Raw genomic sequence first — 26,609 nt, forward strand, 5'->3', positions numbered from 1 at the left:
TCGCTCCTTTAGTGGTTCGTGGTGTAGCTGTAGCCCACACCAATGGATTTGGTGAAGGGAATCAGCTGGTTCAGGTAAGTGTCCACGCCTTGGATCCGTTCGCCGACGTTGGACTTGGGTACAAACACCACGTCACCGCGTTGCAGCGCCACGGGCTTGCGGCCCAGTGCGCCGTTCTTCAGGTACTGGCTGAAATCGAGGAAGTAGGCGTGGTAGACGCCTTGGCCATCTTCACGCAGCAGGGCGACCATGCTCGCGTTGCCCACCGAGCTCACGCCGCCGGCACCGAGAATCGCCTGCTCCATGGTCGGGGCCGTGGCGATGGAGATAGCCGACGGGTTTAATACCGCGCCGCCGACGATCACCGTGTTGCCCGGCGCCTGGTTGATGTTCACCGTCACCCGAGGCTCGCGATACACCGGTGCGAGTTTCTGGCTCAGCTCGGCGGCGACTTCCGCCGGCGTGCGCCGCGCCACCTGGATCGGCCCCAGGAAGGGATAGTTGATCTTGCCGTCGTTCTGCACGGTGTACAGCGTCAGCTCGTAAATCGTGCTGACGTTGAACGCCGACAGGGTTGGCATTTCCCCGGCATCGCGGACAATCCGCAACTGGTCGCCGATGCGGATCCGCTCCACCGCCGGCGGCAGTTGGGCCATGCGATCGAGGGCCTGCTTGCCCTCGTCCACCGTCTTGCCATCGGGCGCGACGATCCGCGCGGGCGTATTGCAGGCGGCCAATGCCATCATGGCCAGGACGAGCAAGGTTCGTTTCATCAAAGGGGTCTTCCTGTAGGTCATGATGCTCACCTCCAATAACCGGGGAACATGCTGATGCGCCGCTTGAGGGCGAGGGGGAGCTGGCGCTCCAGATGGCCCAGCCGGTAGCCGAGCAATTTGAACGCGCTGCGCACCAGTACTTCGGGTACGCGGTGCAATGCACCGGCTTCGCGTAACGCTCGAAGCTCGGCCAGTACATAGCGTTTACCTTCACCGCCGGCATCGCCAAAAGCCTGGCGGATCCACGGCTCGCGGCCGTAGAAAACGCCAATGTCGAAGTAGCGGTGAAACTCATCCATGAGACGGTAATCGTGGGAGTGATAGACCAGGGCGGTGGCGGCGTAGCGCACCTTGTAGCCTTCCAGCAGCATGCGGGCGGCGACGTAGGCGTCCTCGCTGCCGATCACATCCGCGGGGAAGCCACCGACGGCTTGCAGGGCGCTGCGCCGGTACACCGAAAACGAATCCGAGCTGAAGCAGGTCTTGATCCCCAGCTCCGGCGCATCCGCCAGGCTTTTGCTGCGGCTTTGCGGCGGGTAATTGAAGTGGCGTGACTGGGCGCCCAGCACGCCGGCATCCGGGTGCGGCAACTGGCGGCCGTAAGCGACGCCGTTGAGCGGGTCCAGTTCCAGTTCGCCCACCAGGTTGGCGAACGTCTCGGGTTCGGCGGGGATCGCGTCCTGGGTCATCACGATCAGCGCGTCGCCGTCGACTTGCTCGCTGGCCCAGCGGCGGGTGCCGCCATGGTTGAAGTCCTTGGCATCGATCACTTCGACCCGTACGCCGAACTCGCGAAAACGCGCCACGGTGTCATCGCTGGAAGCGCTGTCGACCACCAGGGTTTCGTCCGGTTGCAGGGTTTGCATGCGCAGCGCCGGCAGCAGCCGGTCGAGGTGGCTGGAAGCGTTGCGGGTCGGGATGATCAGGGCGGTACGCATCACTTCTTCACTTCGGCCGGAGCCCGGCCGTAGATGTCGTCAAAACGCACAATGTCGTCTTCGCCCAGGTACTCGCCGCTCTGCACCTCGATCATCACCAGGTCGATGATGCCGGGGTTGGTCAGGCGGTGCTTGTGCCCGGCCGGAATGTAGGTGGACTCGTTGGCGTTGATCAGGAATTCACGGTCGCCGTTGGTAATCATCGCCGCGCCGCTGACTACTACCCAGTGCTCGCTGCGGTGATGGTGCATTTGCAGGGACAAGGAGGCCTGGGGCTTGACCACGATGCGCTTGATCTTGAAGCGGCTGCTTTCTTCCAGCACGGTGTAGGTGCCCCACGGCCGGGTGACAGTGCGGTGCAGGCTGAATGCCGGATGGTCCTGGCGCTTGAGCTCGGCGACGATGTAGCGCACGTCCTGGCTGCGCTTGGCGTCGGCAATCAGGATCGCATCCGGGGTGTCGACGACGATCAGGTCGCGCACGCCCACTGCGCCCAACACGCGCTTGGGCGAGTCGATGTAGCAGTTGTGCACGTCATGCAGGATCGCCTGGCCATTGACCTGGTTGCCGTTGGCGTCGCTGGGGGTGAGTTGGCGCACCGCGTCCCAGGAACCGATATCACTCCAGCCGATGTCGCAGGGCACCACCGCCACTTGCGCGGATTTTTCCATCAGCGCCACGTCGATCGAGATGTCGGGCGCCGCGCCGAAACCTTCAGCGTTCAGCTCGCGCTGACGGCAACTGTTGTTGTTCAGGCTGTGGCCGTGCTCGAGGGCGGCCTTGGCGGCGTCCAGCACGGCGGGGGCGTGCAGCGCCAGTTCCTCCAGCAATGTACCGGCCTTGAAGCAGAACATCCCGGCATTCCACAGGTGCTTGCCGCCGTCCAGGTAGCCCTTGGCGGTGGCCAGGTCGGGCTTCTCGACGAAGCGCTTGACCCGGAACCCCTGGCCCAGCGCCTCGCCTTGTTCGATATAGCCGAAGCCGGTTTCCGGGTGGTCGGGCTGAATGCCGAACGTCACCAGGTAGCCGGCTTCCGCCAGTTCGCGGGCCTGGGTGACGGCATCGGCGAAGGCGCTTTCATCAAGAATCAGATGGTCGGCGGGCAGGATCAGCAACTGCGCCTCGCTGCCGAAGTTTTCCTGTACATGCAGGGCGGCCACGGCGATGGCGGCGGCGGTGTTGCGCCCGAACGGCTCCAGCAACAGGTCAAGGGCCAGATGGGCCTTGTTGACCACGCGGTAGTCATCGAGGGTGCGAAACAGCAGGTCGCGGTTGGTCACCGTCAGCACGCTTTCCACGCCCGGCAGGTGACTGGCCCGCAGGAACGTCTTCTGCAGCAGGCTCTGGTCATCACGCATGCGCATGAAAGGCTTGGGCATGTTTTGCCGCGACACCGGCCACAGCCGGGTGCCCGAACCACCGGAAATGATGCAGGGAATCAAGCCGTTGAGGGTGTTCATCAATAGACTTCCTTGGTCGAAAGGACGGCCGGGACCGTCATGAAAACGATGTACAAGTCGAACCACACCGACCACTTCGAGATGTACTCCAGGTCGTACTCAACGCGTTTCTGGATTTTGAACAGGGTGTCGGTTTCACCACGATAGCCGTTGATTTGCGCCCAGCCAGTGATGCCCGGTTTTACCCGGTGGCGCGAGCTGTACTCGCTCACGGCAACTTCGTAGGGCACGCCGGCGGCCTTGGTCGCGGTGGCGTGCGGGCGCGGGCCGACCATCGACATGTTGCCCAGCAGCACGTTGAACAGCTGCGGCAGCTCATCGATGCTGGTCTTGCGAATGATCCGGCCCACGCGGGTGATGCGCGGGTCGCCGCGGGTGGTCTGGCGGTCGGCGTTGAAGTCGCTCATCTCGGCGTACATCGAGCGGAACTTGAACACCCGGATCACGTTGTCGTTGTAGCCAAACCGGTTCTGGCGAAACAGCACCGGGCCCTTGGAGTCGAGCTTGATGGCAATCGCCGTGATCAGCATGATCGGCGACAACGCCACCAGGCCCAAGGTCGCCAGAATCAGGTCTTCGCAGCGCTTGATAAACGGCGACCAGCCCCGCAGCGGCACATGGGAGGTGTTGAACATCAGGATGCCGCCGACATCGGTGATACGGCTGTGGCCATAGCGCAGGGCCGCCATGTCGGGCACCAGCATGACGTTGACCGACATCTGCCGCAGGCGCTTCACCAGCCCGTTGATCCGCTGTTCGGCGGCCCAGGGCAGGGTAATCATCACCTGGTTGACCTGCTCGGAGCGGATCAGTTTTTCCAGGTCGCGCGTGTTGCCCAGCAGCGGCAGGTTGCTCAGTTCCTTGGGGATGCGCTCGGTGCGGTCGTCGATAAAACCGATCAGTCCGGAACGGATATCGCCGTTGCGCTGCAAGTGGTCGGCCACGTGCACGGCGGTGTCGGTGAAGCCGAGGATCACCGTGCGTTGCAGGTATTTGCCGCTGGCCATCAGGTTGCGGAACAGGCGCAGCATCACGATCCGCTCCAGCCCGAACAACGCAAGGCTAGTGATAAACCAGAACGCCAGGTTGCGCGGGCTCAACTGCGGGAACATCAGCAGAATCTGGTACATGAACAGCAGGATGCAAAAGGCCGCGGACCAGGCCACCAGCATGGTGCGAAACCGCAGGCGATTGCTGAACAGCTCCTCGGAGTAAACCCCCATGGCCTGGAACAGAATGATCGTCAGGATCGCGAAAAACAGCAGCAAGCCGAGAAAGTGCGCGCGCAGTTCGGGGGCCATCGGGTCTGGATAAAACAGCAGGATCAGTGCTGGAAAAACGGCGGTGAGGCCGTGCATCAATTTTACGAAAACAACAAAGAACTCAATGAAACCGGCCCGGGTCAAAAACAGGCTGTCGACTGACGACTTCTCGCGCATAAAAACATCCCTCATTGCACACCAGGGCTTCCTTGTTCGGCTGCTCATCCATAAAGGCAGGGCTTGCTTTATAAGTGGCGCCAGACGAACGGTTACTTCGCTGGGTAATACGCAATTACCTATCTATCTGCAGGGAATTTGCGGGGTAATGGCTAAATGATGGTTCCCTTTTCGTCGCTCGTCAAGGTTTTGACTATTTTATAAGACCTTCGGTCTAGACACGTCAGGTACTCTTCCGCGTGACAGTTTGTTGACTGTCTTGGTCGGATTTCCGGGTTTTCCCGGAACAAAATGCTGGCGTTTTGGAGTGTAGGAACAAATTTAGGAAATTTCCTGCGGCTGAGGAAAACCTTTTTTTGACGGAGGTCGGATGCGGGGTTTTTCGGGGACAAGCGACGAGTGGTGAGGACGTGAGTCCGTCACCACATTGAGGCGGTACTAGCCTTAAAAATTGCCTTTCAAACTGACAGTGAAGTTGCGCGGTTCGCCGTAGAAATTACCCCAGTCGGCCGTTCCCACCGTCTGATAGTAATTTTTGTCGAAGAGATTGTTACCGTTCAGCGCCACCGTCCATGTGTCATCAACCCGGTACGCCAACCGCGCATTCCATACCGCATAACCGGCTTGTTCCAGTTTGATGCCTTGAATTCGGTAGTTGCTGCTCTGGGCGTTGACGCCGGTGCCGACGCTCCATTTCGACAGTGTGCCGTCCAACTGATAATCGCCCCACAAGCGCAGCATGTGTCGCGGCACGTAGCTGTTTGCGACCGCGCCAATTGCGGCGCTGTTGATGTTGTTGAGATTCTTGGTCTGGGTGTAGGTGTAGCCGCCCGCCACTTGCAAGCGTTCCAGCAACTCGCCACTCAACTCGGCTTCGACACCTTGTGCGCGAACCTTGCCAGTGTCGGTGTAGCAATAGCCGTCTGCCGAGGTACCGCATTGGGTGGTGTAGTCGGTTTCGGCGGCGTTTTTCTCGATAGCGCGGAACAATGCCAGCGAGCTGTTGAGGCGCCCCTCAAACCATTCGCCCTTGATGCCCAGCTCGTAGTTTTCGCCGATTTTGGGCTTGAGGGCAGCCCCGGTCACCGTGGCGTTGGAGCTTTGTGGCTGGAAGATATCGGCGTAGCTGGCGTACACCGAAAGGTTGTCGTCGAGGTCATAGATCACCGCGGCGAACGGCGTGACTTCACCGGTTTCCTTGGTGCGTGCATCCTGCAGGGCCCATTCGCCCCAGGCGAGGTTATTCGACTGGCGGCGGTTTTCGAACCAACTGACGCGACTGCCGAGCACCACCATCAATGGCTCGGCCAGCCTCAGGCGCAAAGTGGCGTAGGTACCGTACTGGGTGGCGGTTTCCTTGACGGTGCCGCCCCGGTACATGTTGGGCCAGAAGGTATCGTTGGCGGGCTGCGGGAAGTGGTGGTTGGGCAGGAAGATACTTTGCCGGTCGGGCAGGCTGCGGATCGCGTAGACATCGTCCTGGGTGCCACGGCTGCCATTGGCGCCGATGATGAGTTCATGCTGCAAACCGAACGCTTCGAACTTACCGTCCAGGTAGGCATCCAGTCCGAAATCCCGGTGGTCGTAGTCAAACAGCGCGGCGTACATCTCGGCGGTTGGCGCCGGATCACCGTACTTCACGGTGCCTTGGCTGGCGGCGTATTTGATGTCTTGCAGGTTGCGGCTGTTCACCGCCGTGACCTTGAGTTGCCAGTCGTCGTTGAAGTGGTGGGTGAGGTCGGCAAACAGCGTAGTGCGTTGGCTCTGCCAGTCGTTCCAGGCCTGGCCCAGGCAGGTGGAACGGCTCAGGCCGATGCTCTTGCCGTCGCTGTAGCGCGGCACACCGCCCCAGCAGGGCGTTGCATCGACATCTTCGTAGCTGGCACCGATGCCCAGGGTGGTGTCAGGCGAGAGGTCAACATCCAGTGCGAGGTAGACAGCTTGGTCCTGGCGCTTGGAGACGTCCATGTACGAGCCACGGTTCTGTTGGCTGACCACGGCGCGGCCGCGTACGGTGCCGCTATCATTGAGCGGGCCGCCGGTATCGACGTCGGCGCGGTAGTTGTCCCAGGTGCCGGCAGACAGCGACAGGCTGGTGGTGGGTTTGTCTTGTGGCCGCTTGCGCACGAAGTTCACCGCACCACTGGCGGTGCCGGCGCCCTTGAGCATACCGGCCGCGCCCTTGAGCACTTCCACCCGGTCATAGATCGCCATGTTGGCGGTGAAGCTGTCGGCCTGTACGTAGTCTTTGCCGATGTCCAACGGCACACCGTCGAACTGGTATTGGCCGAGCATCTTGAAACCACGGGAATAGAAATACTTGCCACCCATAGGTGAGTCGTAGGTGGTGATGCCCGGGGTGTGTTCCAGTAATTGATCGATGGTGGTGATGTTCTGGTCGTCGATCAGCTTGCGGGTCATGACGCTGACCGATTGCGGTGTTTCCCGCAGGCTGTGGGCGCCCTTGCCGATGGTCACCGCGCCGGTGGTGTAGGAACCGCTGCCGTCAGTGGTGACGCCGAGGTGTTCGCCGGTCACGGTGGTGGCGCCCAGGTTCAGCGCGCCGGTGTCCGCGACTTGCGGCAACAGCAGCCAGGTGTTGTTGCTCTGGCGCTGGGCTTGCAAACCCTGGCCCTGGATCAATTGGCTCAAGGCCTGTTGGCTGTCCAGTGCGCCGTTGAGGCCGGGGCTGGTCTTGCCGGCGACGCTGGTGGCGTCATAGGACAGGCTGATACTCGCCTGGCGCGCAAACTGGTCGAGCACCGTGGCCAATGGGCCGGGTGCAATGTTCCAGTCACGGGCCTGGGTGTCGCTGACAGGCGTTTGCGCCATGACCGCCAGGGGCAGGGCGCTGCCGTTCAGGCAGGCACCGAGCAGGGCGGCGTGCACCGCATGCTTGAGGGGAGAACGCTTGGAGGGGAACGCTTGCATGACCGCGGAATGCTCCTGAAGGAAGTGGACAGAATCGGCCTGTTGATCGGCCTTTCCTTACAGGTCGAGCGAAGATGAGAATTCACCTCATTTATTTTCGGAAGGTCATGCACGAGCTGCGACGGTCACCCAATAACGGCTGCGATAGGTGATGTTCACCGACAGTGCCTGTGCCACCAGGGTCAGGACCTGATCGGTATCGTCCAACTGGTAAGTCCCGGACACACGCAGGCCGGCGACCGCTTCGCTGCAGCGCACCAGCCCAGTGCGGTAACGGCTCAGCTCCGCGAGGAAATCGTCCAGACGCATGTTGTGAGCGCTGATCACACCGTCGCTCCAGGCCCAGGGATCCAGGCCCGTGGTGGCGGGTGGACGCAAGCCGTTTCGATCAAACAGCACCTGCTCGCCGGGCTGTATCACCCCACGTGCGCTGGCCTGATGGCTGTCGGCGAATACCGCGACGCTGCCTTTTTGCACGGCGAGCAAGGTGCCGTGGGGCTCCTCGCGCACCATGAACCGGGTGCCCAAGGCGCGCAGATAACCGTCGCGGGTTTGCACCCAGAAGGGCCGTGGCGCGCTACCGTCGGCGCCCATGTCGATCAGGATTTCACCTTGGCGCAACTGCACCAGACGTCTTTCGGTGTTGAAGACTGTGTCGATGGCGCTGGCACTGTTGAGCTGGATACGGCTGCCATCGTCGAGGGCGACCCAACGCCGCTCTCCGGTGGCGGTGCGGTAGTCGGCCAGCAGGCCGGGCAATGGCGTGTAGCCGCGGCCGAACCATGTCAGCCCTGCGGCACCGGCGAACAGCCCGAGCAACTTCAACCCTTCACGGCGGCTGATGCGTTGGCGGGCACCTTGCAAGGCATGGCGGCCGACCTGTGCCGGCAACTGCGCAAACTCGTCACTCATCGACGAGACCCGTTGCCAGGCCTGCTGGTGATCGCCACTGGTTTCAAGCCAGCGTTCGAAGGCAGCGGTGGTGGCGTCATCGGCAATATTGAACCGCAGCTTGATCATCCACTGGATCGCCTGGTCCACCAATGGCGGATTAGCCTTCGGCATAACGCAACCGATAACAGGCATGCAGTGCCTTGGCCAGGTCGCGCTCCACGGTGGCCTTGGACACCCCCAGGCGCAAGGCGATCTGTTGGCAGGTCAGGCCGTCCAGTTGCGCCAGCAAAAACGCTTCGCGCACCCGTGGCTTGAGTTGGTCCAGCAGGCGGTCGATGCGCTCCAGGCTGTCGAGGATCAGCAGGCGGGTTTCTTCCGACGGCACCTCGACTTGCGGGAAATGCGCGAGACTCTCCAGATAGGCACGCTCCAGTTCGCGGCGGCGATACTGGTCGATCATCAGGCTGCGGGCGATGCTGCTCAGGTAGGCCCGGGGTTGCAGCAAGGCTTGCTGCTTGCGCGCATTGAGCAGGCGCACGAAGGTTTCCTGCGCCAGGTCGGCGGCGTGCTCACGGCAGCCCGTACGCCGGCTCAACCAGCCGCGCAGCCAGGAATGATGGGCATGGTAGAGCTGGCCGATGGCGGCATGATCCAGTGGGTGGTCGCTCGACATGGGCATCCTGGCGCGGGCGTCTTAATTGATAACGGTTCGCATTCTATGCGTTGGCCAGAGGATTGGGCAATCGTTGCCGTGTGGATTTGGCCGGATGCACAAACCCACACAGGCTTGACGGGGTTGCGGCTAAGCCTTGCGCAGGTGCAAACACTCAATCGAGCGGTCGACGGTGGTCTTGGCAATTTCCAGTAAATGCCACACCGCCAGCAACTTTGCCCGCTCGGGGCTTTGCAGCAGTTCGCCGCAGTCTAGAGCGGTGGCCGAGGCGCTGCTGAGCAGGCTGGCGGTGTAGAGCAGGGAGTCTTCGAAGCTCAGGTCTTCGTTGACGGTATGGAAGCCCTGGGAAGGCAGGTAGTGTTCGAGGGCGCGATTGAAGGCCGCGCGGTTTTTGAGCAGGTCGATGGGTGGGTCGGGGACGGGTTTATTCATGGTGTAACTCCATATGTTTTAGGAGCTGACACCCGTCGCGACTAAACGAGGGTGGCGGCTATGCGCAGGTTAGTCGACCGGCCACATGGAAAACCGGCGCACCCGAAGGCGCCCTACGCATAGCCACCATAAAACTTCATGAGAACCATGCGCCATGTAAGACCCGGGCGACTAAACCCGATCACTGATGAGCAGTGACGGGGCGAAGACTAGCCACAGGTTCCAATGGGCACAAGGCCGAAAGATTGTCTCGGAAATGTCCCGCAAATCAAAGGGATTTACCCTGCTGGCCCTTTATTCATATCCGAATTGCCTCGCGAATTTTCCCCAAGGCTATTCTCAACGTCGCCAAGTCAATCGACCCCAGCGCCACCCGCAACGCATGCGGCACATGGGCCGTACAGGCAAACGGCTCGGCACTGGTGACCCGCACACCCTGGCCCTCAAGCGCAGCCACCACTGCATCCGCCCGCAGACCTTCCGGCAACACCAGCCACAGGTAATACGACGCCGGATGCGCAATCACCTCACACCCTCGCAAGACCTCCCGGGCCAGCGCCTGGCGTTGGCGCGCATCCTGGCGCTTGTGCTCTTCCAGTGCATCCACTGCACCGGATTCTATCCAGCGGCACGCCAGGTTCACCGTGAGCGTCGGCGTGCTCCAGGTCGAGACACGGATCGCTTGCTCCAGCGCCGGCACCCACGCCTTGGGCGCGACGATAAACCCCACCCGCAACCCCGACGCCACACTCTTCGAAAGGCCAGACACATACACCGTGCGCAGCGGTGCATAAGTAAACAACGGCTTCGGTGCGGGCTCGGCGAGAAAGGCGTAGGCGCCGTCTTCGATCAGTAGAAAATCGTAGCGTTCAGCCAACGCTGCAAGGCGCTCGCGGTCGGCTTCAACCATCACTGTGCCCAGCGGATTGTGCAACGTGGGCATGCAATAAAAAGCCCGCACCGGGCGCCGTTTGCACAAAGCCTCCAGCGCATCCAGATCCGTATGCCCAGCCGGTTGCGGCAGCGGCTCCAGGTCGATGCGCTGGGACTGGGCCAGGGTTTTCAACCCGGGATACGTCAGCGCATCCACCGCCAATACATCCCCCGGTTGCAGCAGCGCCATCAGGCTGACGGCGAGGCCTTGTTGCGCACCGTTGACGATCAGCACTTGCTCGCCACTCACGCGAATCTGCCGATTGCGCAGGTGCCGCGCGGCGGTCTGTCGTTCATGGGCGCGGCCACCCTGCGGGGCGGAATGCAGCAGCGCATCGAGGTCGCCCGAGGCGGCAATGGCACGCAAACCGTCGCGCAGCATCTCGGCCTGGCCCGGCAACGAGGGGTAGTTGAGGCTCAGGTCCACGGTGCCCGGTTGCAGCGGTTGTTGCACCAGGCCCATGCCCCGCAGCAACGTGGTGTCGCGCACAAACGTCCCGCGTCCCGGTTCACCCACCACCAGGCCGCTGGCCTCCAGTTCGCTGTACACCCGCAAGGCAGTGGCGAGGGCGATGCGATGGCTGTTCATCAGGCTACGCAGGGTCGGCAACTGGGTGCCCGGCGGCAACTGTCCGGCGCGAATCCGCGTGGCCAGTTCATCGACGATCAGTTTGTAGCGAACCTGAGCCATGGTGCGTTCCTGTGCAAAGTGTATCTAGATCAATTTTTTGTTTGTATCAGGTGGGCTGATTAATCTACAGGCTTTCCCGGCTGATGGCTTGAGCATGATCGACCTCGCAACCCTGGCTGTGTTCTCTGGCGCAGTCCTGCTGCTGTTGTTATCCCCGGGCCCGAACATGGCCTTCGTCATCAGCCACGGTGTGACCTATGGCTGGCGTGGCGGGGTGGCATCCGGGTTGGGCATCAGCGTGGCGGACCTGCTGCTCACGGTACTGACCGCAACCGGCGTGACCGCTCTGGTCGCCAGCTGGCCGCCGGCCTTCGACCTGATTCGCTACGCCGGGGTGTTGTACCTGCTGTGGCTGGTGTTCAAGACCCTGCAGAAAACGCCCGCCCTGGACACGGCCCACGTCAGCCGCGTGCCGCTGGGCCGGGTGTTTGCGCGGGCAATGCTCAACAGTTTGCTCAACCCCAAGGCGCTGCTGTTTTTCATGGTGTTCCTGCCGCAATTCGTCAGCCCCGAGGCGGGCCCCATCGCGCTGCAACTGGTGCAACTGGGGATCATCCTGACGCTGATCAGCGGTGTGTTTCATGCCGTGCTGGGAATTTTTGGCGGGGCGGTTAGCCGGTTTTTTGCCGGCAAACCGGGGAGCGCAGGCTTACAGAAATGGGGCCTGGCAACCGTGCTGATGGTGCTGGCCGTGCGCTTGGCATTGATGTCTCGCCCGACGTGAAACATCACTCATAAAAGGACGTTACCCATGTACATCGCAGCCTTTATCTACAAGCCCGGCGAACGGGATGACGAGTTCCAGCGCCTCACGAATCTGATCGACGCACTGGCAGCAAGGCTGCCGGGATACGTGGGGGCCGAGTCGTGGCGTTCGGCGGATGGCGGGTTGATCAACGCCAGTTATTACTGGCGTGACGAGGCCTCCATTCGCGCCTTTGCCAGCCACCCGACCCACCTGGAAGCCAAGCGTCTATACCGGCGCTGGTACGGCGGTTATCACGTGGTGATTTCCAAAGTGGAACGGGCGTATGGGGACGGCACGATCGGGCATCTGGTGCCCGCCGACCGCCACGGGCGGGCGAACGCTTAACCCAACCTGGCCGCCGCCCGTGCCACGATTTCACCCCGGGTCTTGCGCGACTCGGCGGTGCGCTTGCGGGCTTCTTCCAGTACATGCGGCGGTGCGGTTTCCGGCCGGCCAGCATTGAACGGCGGCGCCGGGGCGTACTCAATCTGCAACTGCACCAGTTGCGCTGCCGCCTCGCTGTACAGCTCGGCGGCCAGGGTGAGGGCAAAGTCGATCCCGGCGGTAATCCCGCCACCGGTCAACAGGTTGCCGTCACGCACCACGCGCTCCTGCACCGGGATCGCACCGAGCGGTGCGAGCAGGTCGTGGTAGGCCCAGTGAGTGGTCGCGCGACGCCCGCGCAGCAAGCCCGCGGCACCCAGCACCAGGGAGCCGGTGCACACCGATGTCACATAGCGCGCAGTCTGGGCCTGTGTCTTGAGAAACGCCAGGGTCTGCTCATCCTCCATCAATGCCCCGACGCCAGAACCGCCGGGCACGCAAATCACGTCCAGCGTCGGGCACTCGTCATAAGTGGTGCTGGGGGTAAATACCAAGCCGGTGCTGGAGGTGACCGGCGCGAGGTCCTTCCACACCAGGTGCAGTTTCACATCCGGCAGCGATCCCAACACGTCGTAGGGCCCGGTGAGGTCCAGTTGCTGGATGCCGGGGAACAACAAAAAGCCGATCTGCAAGGTCATGGGGACTGCTCCTGATAAAGGGATGGACGGCTTCACTCTAGTCACCTAGGCTTTGGCGCATACGCCATTGAGCCCACGAATTACGCCAACATGCCCAGAATCATCAACGTGCTCGCCTTTCCCAATGTGCAGGTGCTCGACGTCACCGGGCCCTTGCAAGTATTTGCCTCGGCCAATGACCTGGCGCGCCAGCAGGGCTTGCCGTTGCCCTATGCGGTCAGTGTGATCGCCGCGCAGGCCGAGCCGGTGATGACCTCGGCGGGCCTGGCCCTGGTGGCCGAGCCACTGCCGCCTGCCGATGCTCCGTGCGACACACTGGTGATTGCCGGCGGCTGGGGGGTGTACGGCGCCGCCGAAGACCCGGCGCTGGTGGACTGGGTTCGGCAAAAAGCCACCCAGGCCCGACGCATGACTTCGGTGTGTACCGGCGCCTTTCTGCTGGCCGCCAGCGGTTTGCTCGACGGCCGCCGCGTGGTGACCCACTGGACGCGCTGCGAAGAACTCGCGCGCAAGTACCCACAGCTGACGGTGGAGGCCAATCCGATTTTCATCCAGCAGGGCAACCTATGGACCTCCGCCGGCGTGACCGCCGGTATCGACTTGTGCCTGGCGCTGGTGGAGGAGGACCTGGGTCGCGCCGTGGCCCTGGAAGTGGCGCGGCACCTGGTGGTGTTTCTCAAGCGCCCCGGTGGGCAATCGCAGTTCAGCGTGACGTTGTCCCTGCAAAAGGGCGGTAGCCGTTTTGCGGAGCTGCACGCCTGGATCGCCGAACACCTGACCCTCGATTTGAATGTTGCCACACTGGCCGCCCAGGCGGGCATGAGCGAGCGCAGCTTCGTGCGCCACTACCGCGCCGAAACCGGCCAGACGCCGGCAAGGGCCGTCGAATTGATCCGTGTGGAAACCGCCCGCCGGCAATTGGCGGACGGCAGCGCGTCGATCAAGCGCATCGCCGTGCACTGCGGCTTTGGCTGCGAAGAAACCATGCGCCGCAGCTTCCTGCGAGCGGTATCGATCACACCCCAGGCCTACCGTGAACGGTTTTCCTCACCCGGTTGAGGTCGAGCCTGTTTGAACGAATAGGTACGTTTTTGTATCAAGGTGCTATGTTACTCACAGTCCATTGCGCAGTGTCTTGATCCCAGGCCTCTACGTCGCGGTTTTGAACCTTCCCGGCGTGCGCACAGCTCATGAATTCACTACCTCCTGTCCTTGTCGAACTACGTGCGGCGACCGCTGCGCTGCACCGACGCCTCGATACCCGTCTGCCGTTTTCCCGCATGGACCTGGCGTTGTACCGCGAGTTGATGAGCGCCTACTACGGCTTCTATCAACCGCTGGAGCGCGCCCTGGCGCCGTGGGGCGAGATCATCCCGGACCTGGAGTGGGGGCGGCGCAGCAAAACTCCGTACTTGCAGGCGGATTTGCGGGCGCTGGGCCTGGAAAACCTGCAGATCGATGCCTTGCCGATATGCCCCGAACTGCCCGCCATCACCAACGTGGCCCAGGCCTTGGGCGCCCTCTATGTGCTGGAAGGCGCCACCCTCGGCGGCCAGGTGTTGCGCGACCTGATCGAGATCAAGATTGGCGTGGGCTCCACCAATGGCGGCGCGTTCATGAATGTGTACGGGGCCGAGACCAGCGCCCTGTGGCAGCGCTTTATGGCGTGCCTTTACCCGCTGCGAACCGCGTACGAGCGCGTGGAGGCGGTGAAGGTCGCCGAGTCGACCTTCCTGTGTTTCGAGCAGTGGCTGGACCGCTGCGGGGTGCTGCGATGACCACGGTCGATACGCTGATCGACGATTGCGCCAGCGAGCCCATCCATATCCCCGGCTCGATCCAGCCTCACGGGTTGTTGTTGACGCTGAGCGAACCGGCGCTTGAGGTGCTGCAAGCCAGCAGCAACCTGAGCGTCGCGCTGGGCCTGGACGCGCAACGCCTGTCGGGCCAGGCGCTGGCCAGTGTGCTGGGCAGCGAAGCGGCAGTACAGGTGAGTCGTGCCCTGGCAGACCTGGACGCCTTTGAGGAGGACGTGCATCAACTGACGCTGGATGGCTACGCCTACGACATCCTGCTGCATCGTCATCAAGGCCTGCTGTTTCTCGAACTGGAGCGGAGCCTCACGCTTGAGCACAGCGCTGTGAAGCAGCTGTCCCGAACGCTGCGCCGCTTGCAGTCGGCCAAGACGCTCGACAGCTTGTACCAGATCAGCGTGACCGAGATTCGTAGCCTCACCGGTTATGACCGGGTCACCTTGTACCGCTTCGAGCAGGAAGGCCACGGCAAAGTGATTGGCGAGGCCCTCAGCGACGGCATGCAGCCGTACCTGGGATTATGTTTTCCCGCGTCGGACATCCCGCCCCAGGCACGCGAGCTGTACCGGCTGAACTGGATCCGCGCGATTCCCGACGCCGAGTACCAGCCGGTGCCGATCCTGCCGGCCCTGCGCCCCGACAACGGCCAGCCCCTGGACCTCAGCTTCGCCGTGTTGCGCAGCGTGTCCCCGGTGCACTGCCATTATTTGAAGAACATGGGCGTGCGTTCCTCCATGAGCATTTCGCTGCTCAAGGACGACCAGCTCTGGGGCCTGATCACCTGTGGTCACCGTGAGCCGTTGCGCGTGCCCCATGAACTGCGCACGGCGTGCACCAGCATCGGCCAGTTGTTGTCGATGCAGATCACGTTGCTCCAGGAGCAGCAGGAGCGCCGCCAACAACGTGACAAGGCCGCCATGGTCGAAGAGTTGGTCGCCGCCATGACCGCGGACCAGTGCGATGTGATGGAAAGCCTGTTGCCCTATGCGCAAACGCTGCTGAACCTGACCGCAGCCGGTGGCCTGGCGATACGGGTGGAAGAGCGCCTGCATGTGTTCGGCGTTTGCCCTGCACGTGCTGAAATCCACGCCTTGTACCAGTGGGTGCGCGGACAGGGCAAAGGCGTGGTGCACAGCCATCAATTGTCGGTGGACTTTCCCCCGGCGGCGGCCTACCAGGCCCATGCCAGCGGCCTGTTGGCGTTCTGCCTGCCCAAGCCGGTGGACAACGCGGTGATGTGGTTTCGCCCGGAGGTCCAGTCCTCGGTGGAGTGGAGCGGCCAGCCGGTCAAACATCAGGAACCGGGCAGCACGACCTTGAGCCCGCGCCTGTCGTTTGAGTTGTGGAAGCAGCAGGTCGATGGCAAGGCGCTGTATTGGTCGCTGTCGGAGCTACAGGCGGCGGAGAGCCTGCGGCGCAATGCCCTGGAGCATGACCTGGCGCGCCAGGTGCAACGCGAACATGCTGCGGTGCGGGCGCGTGACGAGCTGGTGGCGGTGGTCTCCCATGACCTGCGCAGCCCGCTGACCATCCTGCTGATGCAATGCGGCATGATGCGCAGCATGGTGCCCGCCGAGGACAACAAGGCGAACCGGCGCCTCTCCACCGCGATTGAAACCATGCAAAACGCCACCGCCCGCATGAACACGCTGCTGGAAGACCTGATCGATATTTCGCGCATCGAGGCCGGGCGCTACAGCGTTTCGCTGCAACGACTCGATGTGGCGGCAACCCTGGATCAGATCTGTTCGATGTGGCAACCGCTGGCGGCTGCCAAGGGTGTGGACCTGACTTGGCGCTCAGTGGACGGGCTGAGTGCCCAGGCCGACCCGGAGCGCTTGTTCCAGGTGTTTTCCAACTTGCTGGGCAACGCCCTGAAATTCACCCCGGTGGGCGGAGTGATCGAGGTGATTGCCGAGGCGGCGGGGGACGAAGTGCTGTTTCGGGTATGCGACAACGGCATCGGCATCGACCCGGCGCAACTGCCGTATATTTTCGACCGCTACTGGACCTCACGCGAGGGCAACCCCACCGGCAGCGGGCTGGGGTTGTACATCTCCCACGGCATCGTCGAAGCCCACGGCGGCACCCTGTGGGCTGAAAGCGTGATGGGGCAGGGCAGCGTGTTCAGCTTCAGGATTTCGGCTGGGGGCTGAGGCTCAGCAGCTCGAAGATCGCCTCAAGGGTTGCCTGGGGCGCCTCCTGGGGAATGTTGTGGCCCACGCCGGCCAACACCTCGCGCCGATAAAACCCGCTGAAATTTTCCAGGTCGTCATCTTCAACCGGAGCCGGACCTACGCCGTCATCAGCGCCGCACAACGAGATGCTCGGTACTGAAATCGGCGGTGGCTGCACCAGGGCCTGCTCGATGCTTTCCAGCGCCGGGTCACCCGGTGCGTACATGAAGCGGTGCCGGTAGGAATGGACCACCACCTCGACAAAATCCGGGTTATCAAACGAAGGCGCTGTCTTGCCATACAGGCTCGGCCCTTCGGCCCAGGACGGCGACCAGAGCGCCCAGAGCAACTGGCAGAACTCGCGACGATTGGCGGTCAAGCCGTCGACGCCGCGTTGGGTATGAAGGTAAAACTGATACCACAGCCGATGTTCTGTTTCCGGCGCCCGAGGCTTGGTCGACGCAGCGATATCCTGAATGTTGTAGCCATCGCCCGTCACCAGGCCGCGCACCCGTTCAGGCCAAAGCGCCGCAACGATACACGCCGCGCGTCCGCCCCAGTCATAGCCCACCAGCGTGGCTTTTTCGATGGACAGGGCATCCATGAAATCCAGCAAATCCTTGGCCAGCGCTGCTTGTTGGCCGGAGCGCATCACCTGATCGTTGATAAAGCGCGTCGGGCCATAGCCGCGCAGGTATGGCACCAATACCCGGTAGCCACGTGCGGCGACCACCGGGGCGATCTCGTCATAGCCGCGAGGGTCGTAGGGGAAGCCATGCAGCAGGATCACCACCTCACCGCCTTCCGGGCCATGGGTTTCGTAAGCGATATCGAGCATGGGCGTGCGGATGTGAAGGGTAGGCATGGAGGCTCCGAGGGTGGAGGGAAAGTGTTGGAACTGTAGACCAAGCGGGTTACCGAGTGTGGTTCGAAAGGCTGCAATTGCTTGACTTGTCTAGACCGGCCTGGCGCAAGCCGATGCAATTACCCCAAGGGTCGCGCACCTGGCACATCCACTCGCCGCCCTCGACTTCCATTGGCCCGCGATACAACGTGGCCTCTAACGTGACTGATGTTCCCGTCGGCGACCAGGCTGGCAGTGACGCCGAGTAATGCGTCGGCAGAGCGCCGATCAATACGAGCCTTGTGTCAACGATGGTGTTTGCCAAACAACCTGTGGCGAGGGAGCTTGCTCCCGTTGGGCTGCGCAGCAGCCCCAGGTTTTGTTGACTGTGTTCTTTGAGTTAGATGGCGTTGAGCTTTTTAGGGCCGCTTCGCGACCCAACGGGAGCAAGCTCCCTCGCCACAGTGAGGGGCTGACTTAAATCTCTGCGTGGGTGATGACGTCTTTAAAGTGATGCCGCCACAAATCCGCGCCCAGTTTCCCCGAGCAATCCAGCGACGAACCCACGGTCAAATCGCTGATCAGCGTGGGCTGTAATCCGGCATCAAACAACGCAAACCCGGCCGCCAGCACACAGGTATCAGTCTGGATGCCACACACCAGCACTCGGTCCGGCGCGAGGCTTTTCAGGTGGCTGATGGTCTCGGGCGTGGGCGCATAGCCGTGTTTGATGAAGATATGGTCAGCGGCGATCAGGCTGTCGTCGTCGGGCGCCGGTTGCCAGCCGAGTTGGCGAGCGAAGGGGGTTATGTTTTCGTCGTGGCGCTCTACGGTGGCCGCTGACGGCATGCGACCCAGCAGGGCGTTGATGCCGATTACCAGCCAGTCGGGCGGGGCGAAGGAGGGTTGTACATCGATGATCAGTAGGACTTGGCGCATTGGCATCCTGGTATAGATCGAAGGACCACGCATTGTGCACCGGGTACACCTCGTCTCCAAGTCTGGCGCGGTCATGTGGGAGCAGGCAAGCCAGCTCCCACAAGGTTACTCAATTGCCTTCAGATTGTGCTCGGGCTCAAGGCTGCCAAACCGTCTTCACCCCACTCAACTTCCGGTCCAGGAACGTTGCCGCGCTGATCAGCGCCAAATGGCTCAACGCCTGCGGCGTATTCCCCAAATGCCGTGCCTGGTTATCAAACTCTTCGGCATACAACCCCAGCGGGTTGGCATAGCGCAGCAACTGTTCAAACTCCAGATGCGCCTTCTCCACTTGCCCGGCCCGGGCCAGGCATTCCACGTACCAGAACGAGCACGCTGCAAACGCGCCCTCGGTGCCTTGTAGCCCATCAATCTGGCTGTCGTCGTTGCGGTAGCGGTAGACCATGCCGTCACGCACCAGGCTTTTCTGGATCGCCTCCAGTGTCGACAACCAGCGCGGGTCTGTCGCCGCAACGAAGCGCACCAGTGGCATCAACAGCATCGAGCCATCCAGCGCGGTGCTGCCGATATGCTGCACGAAGTGGCCGCGTTCTTCGTTCCAGAAGTTGCTCCAGATATCGGCATAAATCGCCTGGCGAGTCTGGTCCCAACGGGCAAACGGCGCCGGTAGCGAGCGCTTGGACGCCAGTCGAATCGCCCGGTCCAGCGCCACCCAGCACATCAGCCTTGAGTGCAGGAAGTGATGCTGCTCACCGCGCATTTCCCAGATGCCGACGTCTTTGTGGTTCCAGGTTTCGCAGACCTGGTCGGCTACTTCCACCGTGTGTTTCCAGCCCTCATGGGAGATGGCCTCACCGTATTTGTTGACCAGGTATACCGCGTCCATCAACTCGCCGTAGATATCCAGTTGCACCTGGTCGTACGCCTCGTTGCCGATGCGCACCGGTTGCGCGCCGCCGTGGCCGCTGAGGTGGCTCAGCTCGGTTTCCGGCAGTTCCTGGCGGCCGTCGATGCCGTACAGGATGTTGATTTTCATCGGCTGATCGCAGCAGTCACCCACCCGGCCTTTCAACCAGCGCATGTAGCCGTTGGCTTCCTCGATAAACCCCAGGCGCATGAACGCGTAGACGGTGAACGAGGCGTCGCGGATCCAGGTGTAGCGGTAGTCCCAGTTGCGCTCGCCGCCGGGTGTTTCCGGCAGGCCGAAGGTGGCGGCGGCGAGGATTGCACCGTGTTTGCGCGAGGTCAAAAGCTTCAAGGCCAGGGCCGAACGATTGACCATCTCGCGCCAGCGCCCACGGTAGTTGGATTGGGAAATCCAGCCGCGCCAGAACTTCAGGGTGCGCTCCAGGCACAGGTCGGTGCAGTCGTTTTTGACTCGGGCATCGTCCAGCCCGCCGAGGACAAACTCGGCGCCTTCTTCCTGGCCGAGTTCAAAGGATGCTACGGCAGCGTCGCCATCCAACTGCAGGGTGTGGCTGCTGGTCAGGCGCAGGCCGGGTTGGTCTGCGGCCTCAAACAACACGTCGCCGTCATCTTGAGTGGCCCGGGTCTGGGCGCGGGCGTAGTCATGTCGCACTGCGCAGCGCATATGGATGCTCGCTTTGCCGCTGACCACCCGCACCCGCCGAATCAGGATCGGCAGGTCGTCAACTTCTTCACTGACGGTCAAGAAATCGGTAATTTCCACCACCGCGTCATTACTCAACCAGCGGGTTTGCAGCACGTTGGTGTCGGGCAGGTAGATCTGCTCGCGGCGGGCGTCGGGCAGGTCCGGCGTGAGCTGGAAGATGCCGGCGGCGGGGGAGTCCAGCAATGAGCAAAAGATGGAGGGGCTGTCGAACTCCGGCCAGCAGAAAAAATCGATGCTGCCTTTGTCGTTCACCAGCGCTGCACTGCGCATGTCGCCGATGATGCCGTGGGCATCAACGGCACTTTGTGGTTCGTTTTTCAGATCAACCATTGCCACGAAACTCCGGATAAAGGCTCATGCCGCCATCAATGAACAGGGTGCTGCCCACCACGTAGTCGGAGGCATCACTGGCCAGCCACACCACCGCGTTGGCCACGTCTTCGACGTCACCCACGCGGCCATAGGGAATCAACTTGAGCAGTTCCACTTCGGCCGCGCCTTCGGTGGCGGCGCGGTTGATGGCCGTGCGGATCGCTCCCGGCGCAACGCCGTTGATGCGGATGCGCTGCTGGCTGACTTCCTGGGCCAGGGTGCGCATCAGCATTTCCACGCCGCCCTTGGACGCGGCGTAGTTCACGTGCCCGGCCCAGGGAATCACCTGGTGCACCGAACTCATGTGGATAATCTTCCCGGCAGCCCGGGAAACACCTTCGCGGATGCCCTGGCGGTTGAAGATGCGCAACGCGGCGCGGGCGCAGAGGAACTGGCCGGTGAGGTTGACGCCGATCACGGTGTTCCAGTCGTCGAGGGTCATGTCCACGGCAGCGGCGTCTTTCTGCATGCCCGAGTTGGCCACCAGGATGTCCAAGTGCCCGAAGGCATCAAGGGTCTGGGCAAACAGGCGCTCCACATCGGCCTCTTTCGACACGTCGGCGCCAATCGCAATGGCCCGGCCGCCGTTGGCGTTGATCTGCGCCGCCAGTGCTTCAGCGGGCGCCGCCTGGGCGTTGTAGTTCAGTACCACGGCGGCTCCGGCCTCGGCCAGGGCCTTGGCGGCCCCCGCGCCGATTCCGGAACTGGCGCCAGTCACCAGCGCCACTTGTTGCTCCAACGAAATGCGCATTGCCCACCCAACCTTTTTCAGAGTGCCCAACTAGCTGACTGGCGGGGCGGCCTACAAGTTCACCGGCTGTCTGGAATGCGACGATGGCTGTCTATATCTATCGTTTTTGCCACAGGACTTTTCGCTAGAATCGACGCTTGATTGATGCGAGACCTCAGCCGATGAACAGCCCACCCCGCCCGTGGCTTGAAGCCTACGCCGACAACTACCGCAACGATGACGTGGTGCATCCCCATTGCCACGCCCAGGCGCAATTGATCCACGGCGTGTCCGGGGTGATGGTGGTCAGCACCGCCCAGGGCAGTTGGCTGGTGCCGTCCGGGCATGCGTTGTGGGTGCCGGCCGGCACCCCGCATGAGATCCGCATGGCCGGCGAGGTGCATATGCGCACGCTGTTCCTGATGCCCGAGGCCGAGCCGGGGCTGGGGCGCACCTGCCAGGTGATTGAAGTGTCGGCATTGCTGCGGGAGCTGATCGTCGCCGCCACGCAGATTGCCGGGCACCACAGCCCGCGTCTGCAGGCCATGATCGAGTTGATCCGCATGGAACTGCTCGCCGCGCCGGTTGTGGCGATGCACGTGCCGGTGCCCGGCGAAGCACGGCTGGCCAGGCTGTGCACGCATTTCATCCGCAACCCTTCTGACGACAGCAGCCTGGAATCCTGGGCCGACAGCCTGAACATGAGCGCCCGCACCCTGAGCCGGGTGTTCCAGCGGGAGTTGGGCATGAGTTTCGGTGAATGGCGCAAGCGTGCGCGGTTGGCCCTGAGCTTGAAGTTGCTGGCCCAGGGCGTGTCGATCCTGGAGGTGGCGCTGGAGCATGGTTACCAGAGCCCGAGTGCGTTCAGCGCGATGTTTCGCAAGTCGCTGGGTTATCCGCCAAGTCATTTTCGGCCCGGAGTTTAGTGTTGCGTCAGGTAACGCTATTGTCCGTTTAGCGACGATACATGGCCCTGACGCGGGCGAATCGGACAGGCCATCTGCCTAATCTGCAAGGCTCCTTCTTGAGCGAGCCTTGTGATGCACAGCCCTTCTTTTCACCCATGGATGCCCATCGCCCTGTTGAGTGTGCTGGCCGGGTGCACTGGTGTGCCCGGTCAACCGTCGACCGTCACGGCGCAGCCTGCACCGCGGCTCTCCGCCGAGTCGGCCGAGGCGTTGCCCGCCCGTTGGTGGCAGCTGTACCGCGACCCGCAACTGGACGCCCTGGTGGCGCGGGCCCTGCACCAGAACAAAGACCTCGAAGCCGCCGCCGCCCATGTCGATGCGTTGCTGGCGCAGCTGGAACAGGCAGACGGCGAGCGCCTGCCGTCGACTTCCCTGGATTATGGCCTGGCCTACGGTCGCAGCCGCGATGACCAGACGCTGGCCCAGGCGACTAACCGTCATGCCGGTGCCGAATGGAGCCACACCCCTGAGTTTTCCCTGAACTACACCCTCGATTTGTGGGGCGAGGTGCGTTATCGCATCGCTGCGGCACGGGCGGATGCCCAGGTGGCGCGGGCGCTGGAGGATGAGCTGCGGGTGACGGTGGCCGCGCAGACGGCGCGCGCCTATGCCCAGGCCTGCGTCTATGGTGTGCGCGAACAGGTGCAGGCGCACTCGGTGCAGTTGTTGGAGCAGAGCGTCGCGGTCACGCAGAAGCTGCAAAAGGCCGGCGCGGCCACGCAACTCGACCTGGCGCGCCTGCAAGGGTTGCTGGAAGAAACCCGGGCACCGTTGCCGATGTTCACGGCCCGGCGCAGCAGCGCGCTGTATGAGTTGGCCGTGCTCAGCGGGTTGCCGCCGGAGCAGGTCACGCCACGCAGCTGTACCCAGGCGCCGCAGTTGCAGGCGCCTTTGCCGGTGGGCGAGGGTTGGGCACTGGTGCAACGGCGGCCGGACATCCGCCGCGCCGAAGGGCAATTGCGCGCAGCCACCTTGACGGTGGGCCTGTCCCGCGCCGAGCTTTACCCGCGGATCACCTTCGGCGCGATGCTCGGTTCGTCCGCCAGCAGCCTGGGCAAACTCGGGGACCGCTACGCCACGGTGTATTCCGTCGGGCCGCTGGTGTCCTGGCGCTTTCCCAACCGGCAGGTCGCCCAGGCGCGGGTCAGGCAGAGCCAGGCCGAAGCGCGCCAGGCCCTGGCACGGTTTGACGGTACGGTGCTCAACGCACTGAAGCAGGTGGAGCAGGCCATGGCCCTGTACCAGGGCGAACAGCAGCGTGGGCAGGCCCTGGCCGCCGCCCTGGACAACAACCGCCGCGCCTTCGACCTGGCCTCCCGCAGCTACCATTCCGGCGCGCTGGATGCCCTGCAACTGCTGGACAGCGAACGCAGCCTGGTGGGCCTTGAAGCCCGCGTGGCCGAGTCCGACCTGCGCTTGATCAACCGCCAGATCGACCTGTTCCAGGCCCTCGGTGGCGGCTGGCAGCGTGACGATCCAACCGCCCCCTTATCTGTCGCTGTCAATGGAGCCAAACCATGAACCAGGCTGTTGAACCCATTCGCCTGACCGTTATGCAACGCCATCGTCGCGCCCTGGTGACCACTGCATCGCTCGCTACGTTGCTGGGGCTGGCAGCCTTTGCCGGGTATTGGTGGCAGTGGGGGCGTTTTCTGGAAGAAACCGATGATGCCTATGTACGCGCCGATTGGGTCGCCATCAGCCCACGGATTGCCGGGTATGTGGCCCAGGTACTGGTGGAAGACAACCAGCCGGTCAAGGCCGGCGATGTACTGGTGCGTATCGACGACCGGGATTTCACCGAGCGTCTGAACAGCGCCCAGGCGCAACTGCAACAGGCGCAAGCAGCAGCGAGCGCACAGCAGGCATCGGTGCAAACCCTCGACGCGCAAATGGGCGAGCAACAGCAACGCATCGCCCAGGCCCGGGCGGAACTGAGCAGTGGCGAGGCCGAAGCCCGGCGCGCGCGGCTCGATTACCAGCGTTATCGTGAACTGGTCGCGCAACAGGTGGCCAGCGCCCAGCACCTGGAAACCGTCAGCGCCAGCCAGGCCAAGGCCCAGGCGGCCCTGGCCCAGGCCAGCGCCCAAGTCGCGCGGCAGCAGGCGCAGTTGCAGGTCTTGCAGGCACGCCGGCAACAGGTGCAGGCGCAAATCGTCGAGCATCAGGCACGCATCGGCGAGGCCCAGGCCAACCTCGCGCTGGCCCGCAATGCGTTGAAGGACACCGAGATCCGCGCGCCTTTTGACGGCGTGGTGGGCCAGCGCAAGGTCCGGCGCCAGCAATACGTGATGCCCGGCCTGCCGCTGTTGGCTGTGGTGCCGGTGGAGCAGGCCTATGTGATTGCCAACTACAAGGAAACCCAGTTGCAGCACATGGCGCCGGGGCAGTCGGTGGAAATCGCGGTGGACAGTTTTGCCGGCGCACATTGGCACGGCAAAGTGGAAAGCATCGCCCCCGGCTCCGGTGCGGTGTTCGCGCTGTTGCCGCCGGACAACGCCACCGGCAACTTCACCAAGATCGTCCAGCGGTTTCCGGTAAAGATTCGCCTGGAACCCGGTGAGTCGCGGGTACTGCCGGGCATGTCGGTGATTGCCACGGTTGACACCCGCCCTGCCGCCAGCCAGGAGCACGTCCATGGAGGCTGAAGGGCGTGTGCCGTTTCGCGCCTGGGTCGCGGTGATCGGCGGGCTGTTCGGCTGCTTCATGGCCGGGATGAACGTGCACGTCACCAGCGCCGCACTGCCGGAAATCGAAGGTGCACTGGGCGCGACGTTTGAGGAGGGTTCGTGGATTTCCACCGCTTACCTGGTGGCGGAGATCATCATGATTCCCCTCACCGCGTGGCTGGTGCAGGTGTTTTCCCTGCGCCGGGTGATGTTGTGGGGCTCGGGGATATTCCTGGTGGCCTCGGTGGCGTGTTCGCTGTCGCCCAACCTGCAAGTGATGATCCTGATCCGGGTGGTGCAGGGCGCGGCCGGGGCGGTGCTGATTCCCTTGTCATTCCAACTGATCATCACCGAGCTGCCGCCCAGCAAGATCCCGCTGGGCATGGCCTTGTTCAGCCTGGCCAACAGTGTGGCCCAGGCCGCCGGGCCGTCGATTGGCGGCTGGCTGACCGATGCCTATTCCTGGCGCTGGATCTTCTACCTGCAACTGTTCCCGGGGATCGCGTTGCTGGCGGCGGTGGCCTGGTCCATTGACCGCCAGCCGATGCAGCTGGGCCTGCTGCGCCAGGGCGACTGGCTGGGTATCGGCTGCATGGTGCTGGGCCTGGGCGCGTTGCAGATCGTGCTGGAGGAGGGCGGTCGCAAGGACTGGTTCGGCTCGCCCTTTATCGTGTGGATGACACTGCTGGCGGTGGTGGGCCTGATCGGCTTCGTTGCCCGGCAATTATGGGGCGCGCACGCCTTTATCAACCTGCGACTGTTGGGCCACTACAACTTTGGGGTGGCCAGCGTGGCGATGTTTATCTTCGGCGCCAGTACCTATGGCCTGGTGTTCCTGGTGCCCAACTACCTGTCGCAATTGCAGCACTACAACGCCAGCGAAATTGGCGTGAGCCTGATCGCGTATGGTCTGGTGCAACTGATCATGGCGCCGTTTTTGCCGCGCCTGATGAAGTGGGTCAGCGCCAAAATGCTGGTGGCTTCGGGGTTCGCGATCATGGCTTTGGGCTGCTGGATGGGTGCGCACTTGTCGGCGGACAGCGCCAGCAATGTGATCGTGCCCTCGATCGTGGTACGCGGCATGGGCCAGCCGCTGATCATGGTGGCGTTGTCGGTGCTTGCGGTGCATGGGCTGGCCAAGGCGCAGGCGGGGTCGGCGTCGGCGGTGTTCTCGATGCTGCGCAACCTGGGGGGCGCGGTTGGCACGGCGCTGCTGGCGCAATTGGTGGTGGTGCGCGAGCGGGTGCATTCGGCGCGTATTGGCGAGTCGGTGACGCTGTTTGACCCGACCTTGCAACAGCAGCTTCCCGGTGGCGGGGTGCTGCAGGATCAATTGCCGGAACATCAGGTGGTGCTGAACCTGCTGGACCAGAGTGTTCGTCATCAGGCGTTTTTGATGGCTTACAGTGATGCGTTCTTTCTGGCGTGCGTGGCGTTGGCGGCGTGTGGGGTGGCGGCGTTGATGTTGCGGCGTATCTAGGGGCAGTGCTGTGGTTGACTTTCCGGCGTTCGGCCAGCGTGGTTTA

Annotated in this window: 23 protein-coding genes; 9 read left to right on the top strand and 14 right to left on the bottom strand. The window is 62.9% G+C overall.

The window, feature by feature from the left end; all coding sequences use genetic code 11:
- Positions 1-8 precede the first annotated feature (8 nt).
- The 9 genes from HX815_RS28930 to HX815_RS28970 all read right to left on the bottom strand — a co-directional run bounded on the left by HX815_RS28930 (position 9) and on the right by HX815_RS28970 (position 11,167).
- The gene (locus HX815_RS28930) at positions 9-773 is read right to left on the bottom strand and encodes a polysaccharide biosynthesis/export family protein (protein WP_003208211.1); all 765 of its coding nucleotides are present in this window, start codon (positions 771-773) and stop codon (positions 9-11) included.
- 29 nt (positions 774-802) lie between these two features.
- Positions 803-1,714 (bottom strand): glycosyltransferase family 2 protein, encoded by a 912-nt coding sequence (locus tag HX815_RS28935; protein ID WP_003208209.1) that lies wholly within the window; start codon positions 1,712-1,714, stop codon positions 803-805.
- Positions 1,714-3,174: a mannose-1-phosphate guanylyltransferase/mannose-6-phosphate isomerase gene (locus HX815_RS28940; RefSeq protein ID WP_177029333.1), complete on the bottom strand. Its 1,461-nt coding sequence runs from the start codon at positions 3,172-3,174 to the stop codon at positions 1,714-1,716. The genes HX815_RS28935 and HX815_RS28940 overlap by 1 nt, the downstream gene beginning before the upstream one ends.
- Positions 3,174-4,613: an undecaprenyl-phosphate glucose phosphotransferase gene (locus HX815_RS28945; protein ID WP_003208206.1), complete on the bottom strand. Its 1,440-nt coding sequence runs from the start codon at positions 4,611-4,613 to the stop codon at positions 3,174-3,176. The genes HX815_RS28940 and HX815_RS28945 overlap by 1 nt, the downstream gene beginning before the upstream one ends.
- Before the next feature lie 444 nt (positions 4,614-5,057).
- On the bottom strand, positions 5,058-7,544 hold the full coding sequence (locus tag HX815_RS28950; RefSeq protein ID WP_008434551.1) for a TonB-dependent receptor: 2,487 nt from the start codon (positions 7,542-7,544) through the stop codon (positions 5,058-5,060).
- A gap of 105 nt (positions 7,545-7,649) precedes the next feature.
- The gene (locus tag HX815_RS28955; RefSeq protein ID WP_177029334.1) at positions 7,650-8,609 is read right to left on the bottom strand and encodes a FecR domain-containing protein; all 960 of its coding nucleotides are present in this window, start codon (positions 8,607-8,609) and stop codon (positions 7,650-7,652) included.
- Positions 8,596-9,111 carry a sigma-70 family RNA polymerase sigma factor gene (locus tag HX815_RS28960; protein WP_102369583.1) on the bottom strand — a complete coding sequence of 172 codons (516 nt, stop codon included), beginning with the start codon at positions 9,109-9,111 and terminating at the stop codon, positions 8,596-8,598. Before HX815_RS28960 ends, HX815_RS28955 begins: the two co-directional genes overlap by 14 nt.
- 129 nt (positions 9,112-9,240) lie before the next feature.
- Entirely contained in the window at positions 9,241-9,543 is a 303-nt protein-coding gene (locus HX815_RS28965) for a DUF6124 family protein (protein ID WP_003208197.1), read from the bottom strand.
- Between the two features lie 298 nt (positions 9,544-9,841).
- On the bottom strand, positions 9,842-11,167 hold the full coding sequence (locus HX815_RS28970) for a PLP-dependent aminotransferase family protein (RefSeq protein WP_003208195.1): 1,326 nt from the start codon (positions 11,165-11,167) through the stop codon (positions 9,842-9,844).
- Between the two features lie 94 nt (positions 11,168-11,261).
- Between HX815_RS28970 and HX815_RS28975 the strand changes: the two genes are divergently transcribed.
- Both HX815_RS28975 and HX815_RS28980 read left to right on the top strand, forming a co-directional pair.
- Entirely contained in the window at positions 11,262-11,891 is a 630-nt protein-coding gene (locus HX815_RS28975; RefSeq protein WP_177029335.1) for a LysE family translocator, read from the top strand.
- A 27-nt stretch (positions 11,892-11,918) separates the two neighbouring features.
- A complete protein-coding gene (locus HX815_RS28980; protein WP_003208192.1) occupies positions 11,919-12,260 on the top strand; it encodes an antibiotic biosynthesis monooxygenase in 342 nt (113 codons plus the stop codon).
- Here the strand turns inward: HX815_RS28980 and inhA are convergent.
- Entirely contained in the window at positions 12,257-12,937 is a 681-nt protein-coding gene (inhA, locus tag HX815_RS28985) for an isonitrile hydratase (protein WP_102369581.1), read from the bottom strand. The genes HX815_RS28980 and inhA overlap by 4 nt on opposite strands.
- A gap of 90 nt (positions 12,938-13,027) precedes the next feature.
- Here inhA and HX815_RS28990 point away from each other — a divergent pair, with 90 nt between their 5' ends.
- From HX815_RS28990 to HX815_RS29000, 3 genes are all read left to right on the top strand, one after another.
- Positions 13,028-13,996, top strand: a complete 969-nt coding sequence (locus HX815_RS28990) for a GlxA family transcriptional regulator (RefSeq protein WP_003208189.1) — start codon at positions 13,028-13,030, stop codon at positions 13,994-13,996.
- Between the two features lie 131 nt (positions 13,997-14,127).
- Entirely contained in the window at positions 14,128-14,715 is a 588-nt protein-coding gene (locus HX815_RS28995) for a biliverdin-producing heme oxygenase (protein ID WP_043225183.1), read from the top strand.
- Complete coding sequence (locus HX815_RS29000; protein WP_177029336.1) at positions 14,712-16,907, top strand: ATP-binding protein; 2,196 nt, start codon at positions 14,712-14,714, stop codon at positions 16,905-16,907. The genes HX815_RS28995 and HX815_RS29000 overlap by 4 nt, the downstream gene beginning before the upstream one ends.
- Here HX815_RS29000 and HX815_RS29005 read toward each other — a convergent pair.
- From HX815_RS29005 to HX815_RS29020, 4 genes are all read right to left on the bottom strand, one after another.
- Positions 16,885-17,793: an alpha/beta fold hydrolase gene (locus HX815_RS29005; protein ID WP_032899294.1), complete on the bottom strand. Its 909-nt coding sequence runs from the start codon at positions 17,791-17,793 to the stop codon at positions 16,885-16,887. The two genes, HX815_RS29000 and HX815_RS29005, sit on opposite strands and share 23 nt — an antisense overlap.
- Positions 17,794-18,249: 456 nt before the next feature.
- Positions 18,250-18,711 (bottom strand): cysteine hydrolase family protein, encoded by a 462-nt coding sequence (locus HX815_RS29010; protein WP_177029337.1) that lies wholly within the window; start codon positions 18,709-18,711, stop codon positions 18,250-18,252.
- A 136-nt stretch (positions 18,712-18,847) separates the two neighbouring features.
- Positions 18,848-20,674: a glycoside hydrolase family 15 protein gene (locus HX815_RS29015; protein WP_177029338.1), complete on the bottom strand. Its 1,827-nt coding sequence runs from the start codon at positions 20,672-20,674 to the stop codon at positions 18,848-18,850.
- Complete coding sequence (locus HX815_RS29020) at positions 20,667-21,467, bottom strand: glucose 1-dehydrogenase (RefSeq protein ID WP_003208175.1); 801 nt, start codon at positions 21,465-21,467, stop codon at positions 20,667-20,669. Before HX815_RS29020 ends, HX815_RS29015 begins: the two co-directional genes overlap by 8 nt.
- Before the next feature lie 161 nt (positions 21,468-21,628).
- Here HX815_RS29020 and HX815_RS29025 point away from each other — a divergent pair, with 161 nt between their 5' ends.
- The 4 genes from HX815_RS29025 to HX815_RS29040 all read left to right on the top strand — a co-directional run bounded on the left by HX815_RS29025 (position 21,629) and on the right by HX815_RS29040 (position 26,563).
- Positions 21,629-22,372: a helix-turn-helix domain-containing protein gene (locus HX815_RS29025; RefSeq protein WP_003208174.1), complete on the top strand. Its 744-nt coding sequence runs from the start codon at positions 21,629-21,631 to the stop codon at positions 22,370-22,372.
- Between the two features lie 114 nt (positions 22,373-22,486).
- The gene (locus tag HX815_RS29030) at positions 22,487-23,935 is read left to right on the top strand and encodes an efflux transporter outer membrane subunit (RefSeq protein WP_177029339.1); all 1,449 of its coding nucleotides are present in this window, start codon (positions 22,487-22,489) and stop codon (positions 23,933-23,935) included.
- Complete coding sequence (locus HX815_RS29035; protein WP_087695350.1) at positions 23,932-25,062, top strand: HlyD family secretion protein; 1,131 nt, start codon at positions 23,932-23,934, stop codon at positions 25,060-25,062. Before HX815_RS29030 ends, HX815_RS29035 begins: the two co-directional genes overlap by 4 nt.
- On the top strand, positions 25,052-26,563 hold the full coding sequence (locus HX815_RS29040; protein WP_177029340.1) for an MDR family MFS transporter: 1,512 nt from the start codon (positions 25,052-25,054) through the stop codon (positions 26,561-26,563). Before HX815_RS29035 ends, HX815_RS29040 begins: the two co-directional genes overlap by 11 nt.
- Positions 26,564-26,609 lie beyond the last annotated feature (46 nt).

This window comes from Pseudomonas sp. E6002 (assembly GCF_013385565.1).
Classification (GTDB): Bacteria; Pseudomonadota; Gammaproteobacteria; order Pseudomonadales; family Pseudomonadaceae; genus Aquipseudomonas.

What these genes read in the sequence shown, in the direction of transcription:
- HX815_RS28930 (WP_003208211.1), bottom strand. Translation starts at nt 773, where the DNA reads ATGAAACGAACCTTGCTCGTCCTGGCCATGATGGCATTGGCCGCCTGC.
- HX815_RS28935 (WP_003208209.1), bottom strand. Translation starts at nt 1,714, where the DNA reads ATGCGTACCGCCCTGATCATCCCGACCCGCAACGCTTCCAGCCACCTC.
- HX815_RS28940 (WP_177029333.1), bottom strand. Translation starts at nt 3,174, where the DNA reads ATGAACACCCTCAACGGCTTGATTCCCTGCATCATTTCCGGTGGTTCG.
- HX815_RS28945 (WP_003208206.1), bottom strand. Translation starts at nt 4,613, where the DNA reads ATGCGCGAGAAGTCGTCAGTCGACAGCCTGTTTTTGACCCGGGCCGGT.
- HX815_RS28950 (WP_008434551.1), bottom strand. Translation starts at nt 7,544, where the DNA reads ATGCAAGCGTTCCCCTCCAAGCGTTCTCCCCTCAAGCATGCGGTGCAC.
- HX815_RS28955 (WP_177029334.1), bottom strand. Translation starts at nt 8,609, where the DNA reads ATGCCGAAGGCTAATCCGCCATTGGTGGACCAGGCGATCCAGTGGATG.
- HX815_RS28960 (WP_102369583.1), bottom strand. Translation starts at nt 9,111, where the DNA reads ATGTCGAGCGACCACCCACTGGATCATGCCGCCATCGGCCAGCTCTAC.
- HX815_RS28965 (WP_003208197.1), bottom strand. Translation starts at nt 9,543, where the DNA reads ATGAATAAACCCGTCCCCGACCCACCCATCGACCTGCTCAAAAACCGC.
- HX815_RS28970 (WP_003208195.1), bottom strand. Translation starts at nt 11,167, where the DNA reads ATGGCTCAGGTTCGCTACAAACTGATCGTCGATGAACTGGCCACGCGG.
- HX815_RS28975 (WP_177029335.1), top strand. Translation starts at nt 11,262, where the DNA reads ATGATCGACCTCGCAACCCTGGCTGTGTTCTCTGGCGCAGTCCTGCTG.
- HX815_RS28980 (WP_003208192.1), top strand. Translation starts at nt 11,919, where the DNA reads ATGTACATCGCAGCCTTTATCTACAAGCCCGGCGAACGGGATGACGAG.
- inhA (WP_102369581.1), bottom strand. Translation starts at nt 12,937, where the DNA reads ATGACCTTGCAGATCGGCTTTTTGTTGTTCCCCGGCATCCAGCAACTG.
- HX815_RS28990 (WP_003208189.1), top strand. Translation starts at nt 13,028, where the DNA reads ATGCCCAGAATCATCAACGTGCTCGCCTTTCCCAATGTGCAGGTGCTC.
- HX815_RS28995 (WP_043225183.1), top strand. Translation starts at nt 14,128, where the DNA reads ATGAATTCACTACCTCCTGTCCTTGTCGAACTACGTGCGGCGACCGCT.
- HX815_RS29000 (WP_177029336.1), top strand. Translation starts at nt 14,712, where the DNA reads ATGACCACGGTCGATACGCTGATCGACGATTGCGCCAGCGAGCCCATC.
- HX815_RS29005 (WP_032899294.1), bottom strand. Translation starts at nt 17,793, where the DNA reads ATGCCTACCCTTCACATCCGCACGCCCATGCTCGATATCGCTTACGAA.
- HX815_RS29010 (WP_177029337.1), bottom strand. Translation starts at nt 18,711, where the DNA reads ATGCGCCAAGTCCTACTGATCATCGATGTACAACCCTCCTTCGCCCCG.
- HX815_RS29015 (WP_177029338.1), bottom strand. Translation starts at nt 20,674, where the DNA reads ATGGTTGATCTGAAAAACGAACCACAAAGTGCCGTTGATGCCCACGGC.
- HX815_RS29020 (WP_003208175.1), bottom strand. Translation starts at nt 21,467, where the DNA reads ATGCGCATTTCGTTGGAGCAACAAGTGGCGCTGGTGACTGGCGCCAGT.
- HX815_RS29025 (WP_003208174.1), top strand. Translation starts at nt 21,629, where the DNA reads ATGAACAGCCCACCCCGCCCGTGGCTTGAAGCCTACGCCGACAACTAC.
- HX815_RS29030 (WP_177029339.1), top strand. Translation starts at nt 22,487, where the DNA reads ATGCACAGCCCTTCTTTTCACCCATGGATGCCCATCGCCCTGTTGAGT.
- HX815_RS29035 (WP_087695350.1), top strand. Translation starts at nt 23,932, where the DNA reads ATGAACCAGGCTGTTGAACCCATTCGCCTGACCGTTATGCAACGCCAT.
- HX815_RS29040 (WP_177029340.1), top strand. Translation starts at nt 25,052, where the DNA reads ATGGAGGCTGAAGGGCGTGTGCCGTTTCGCGCCTGGGTCGCGGTGATC.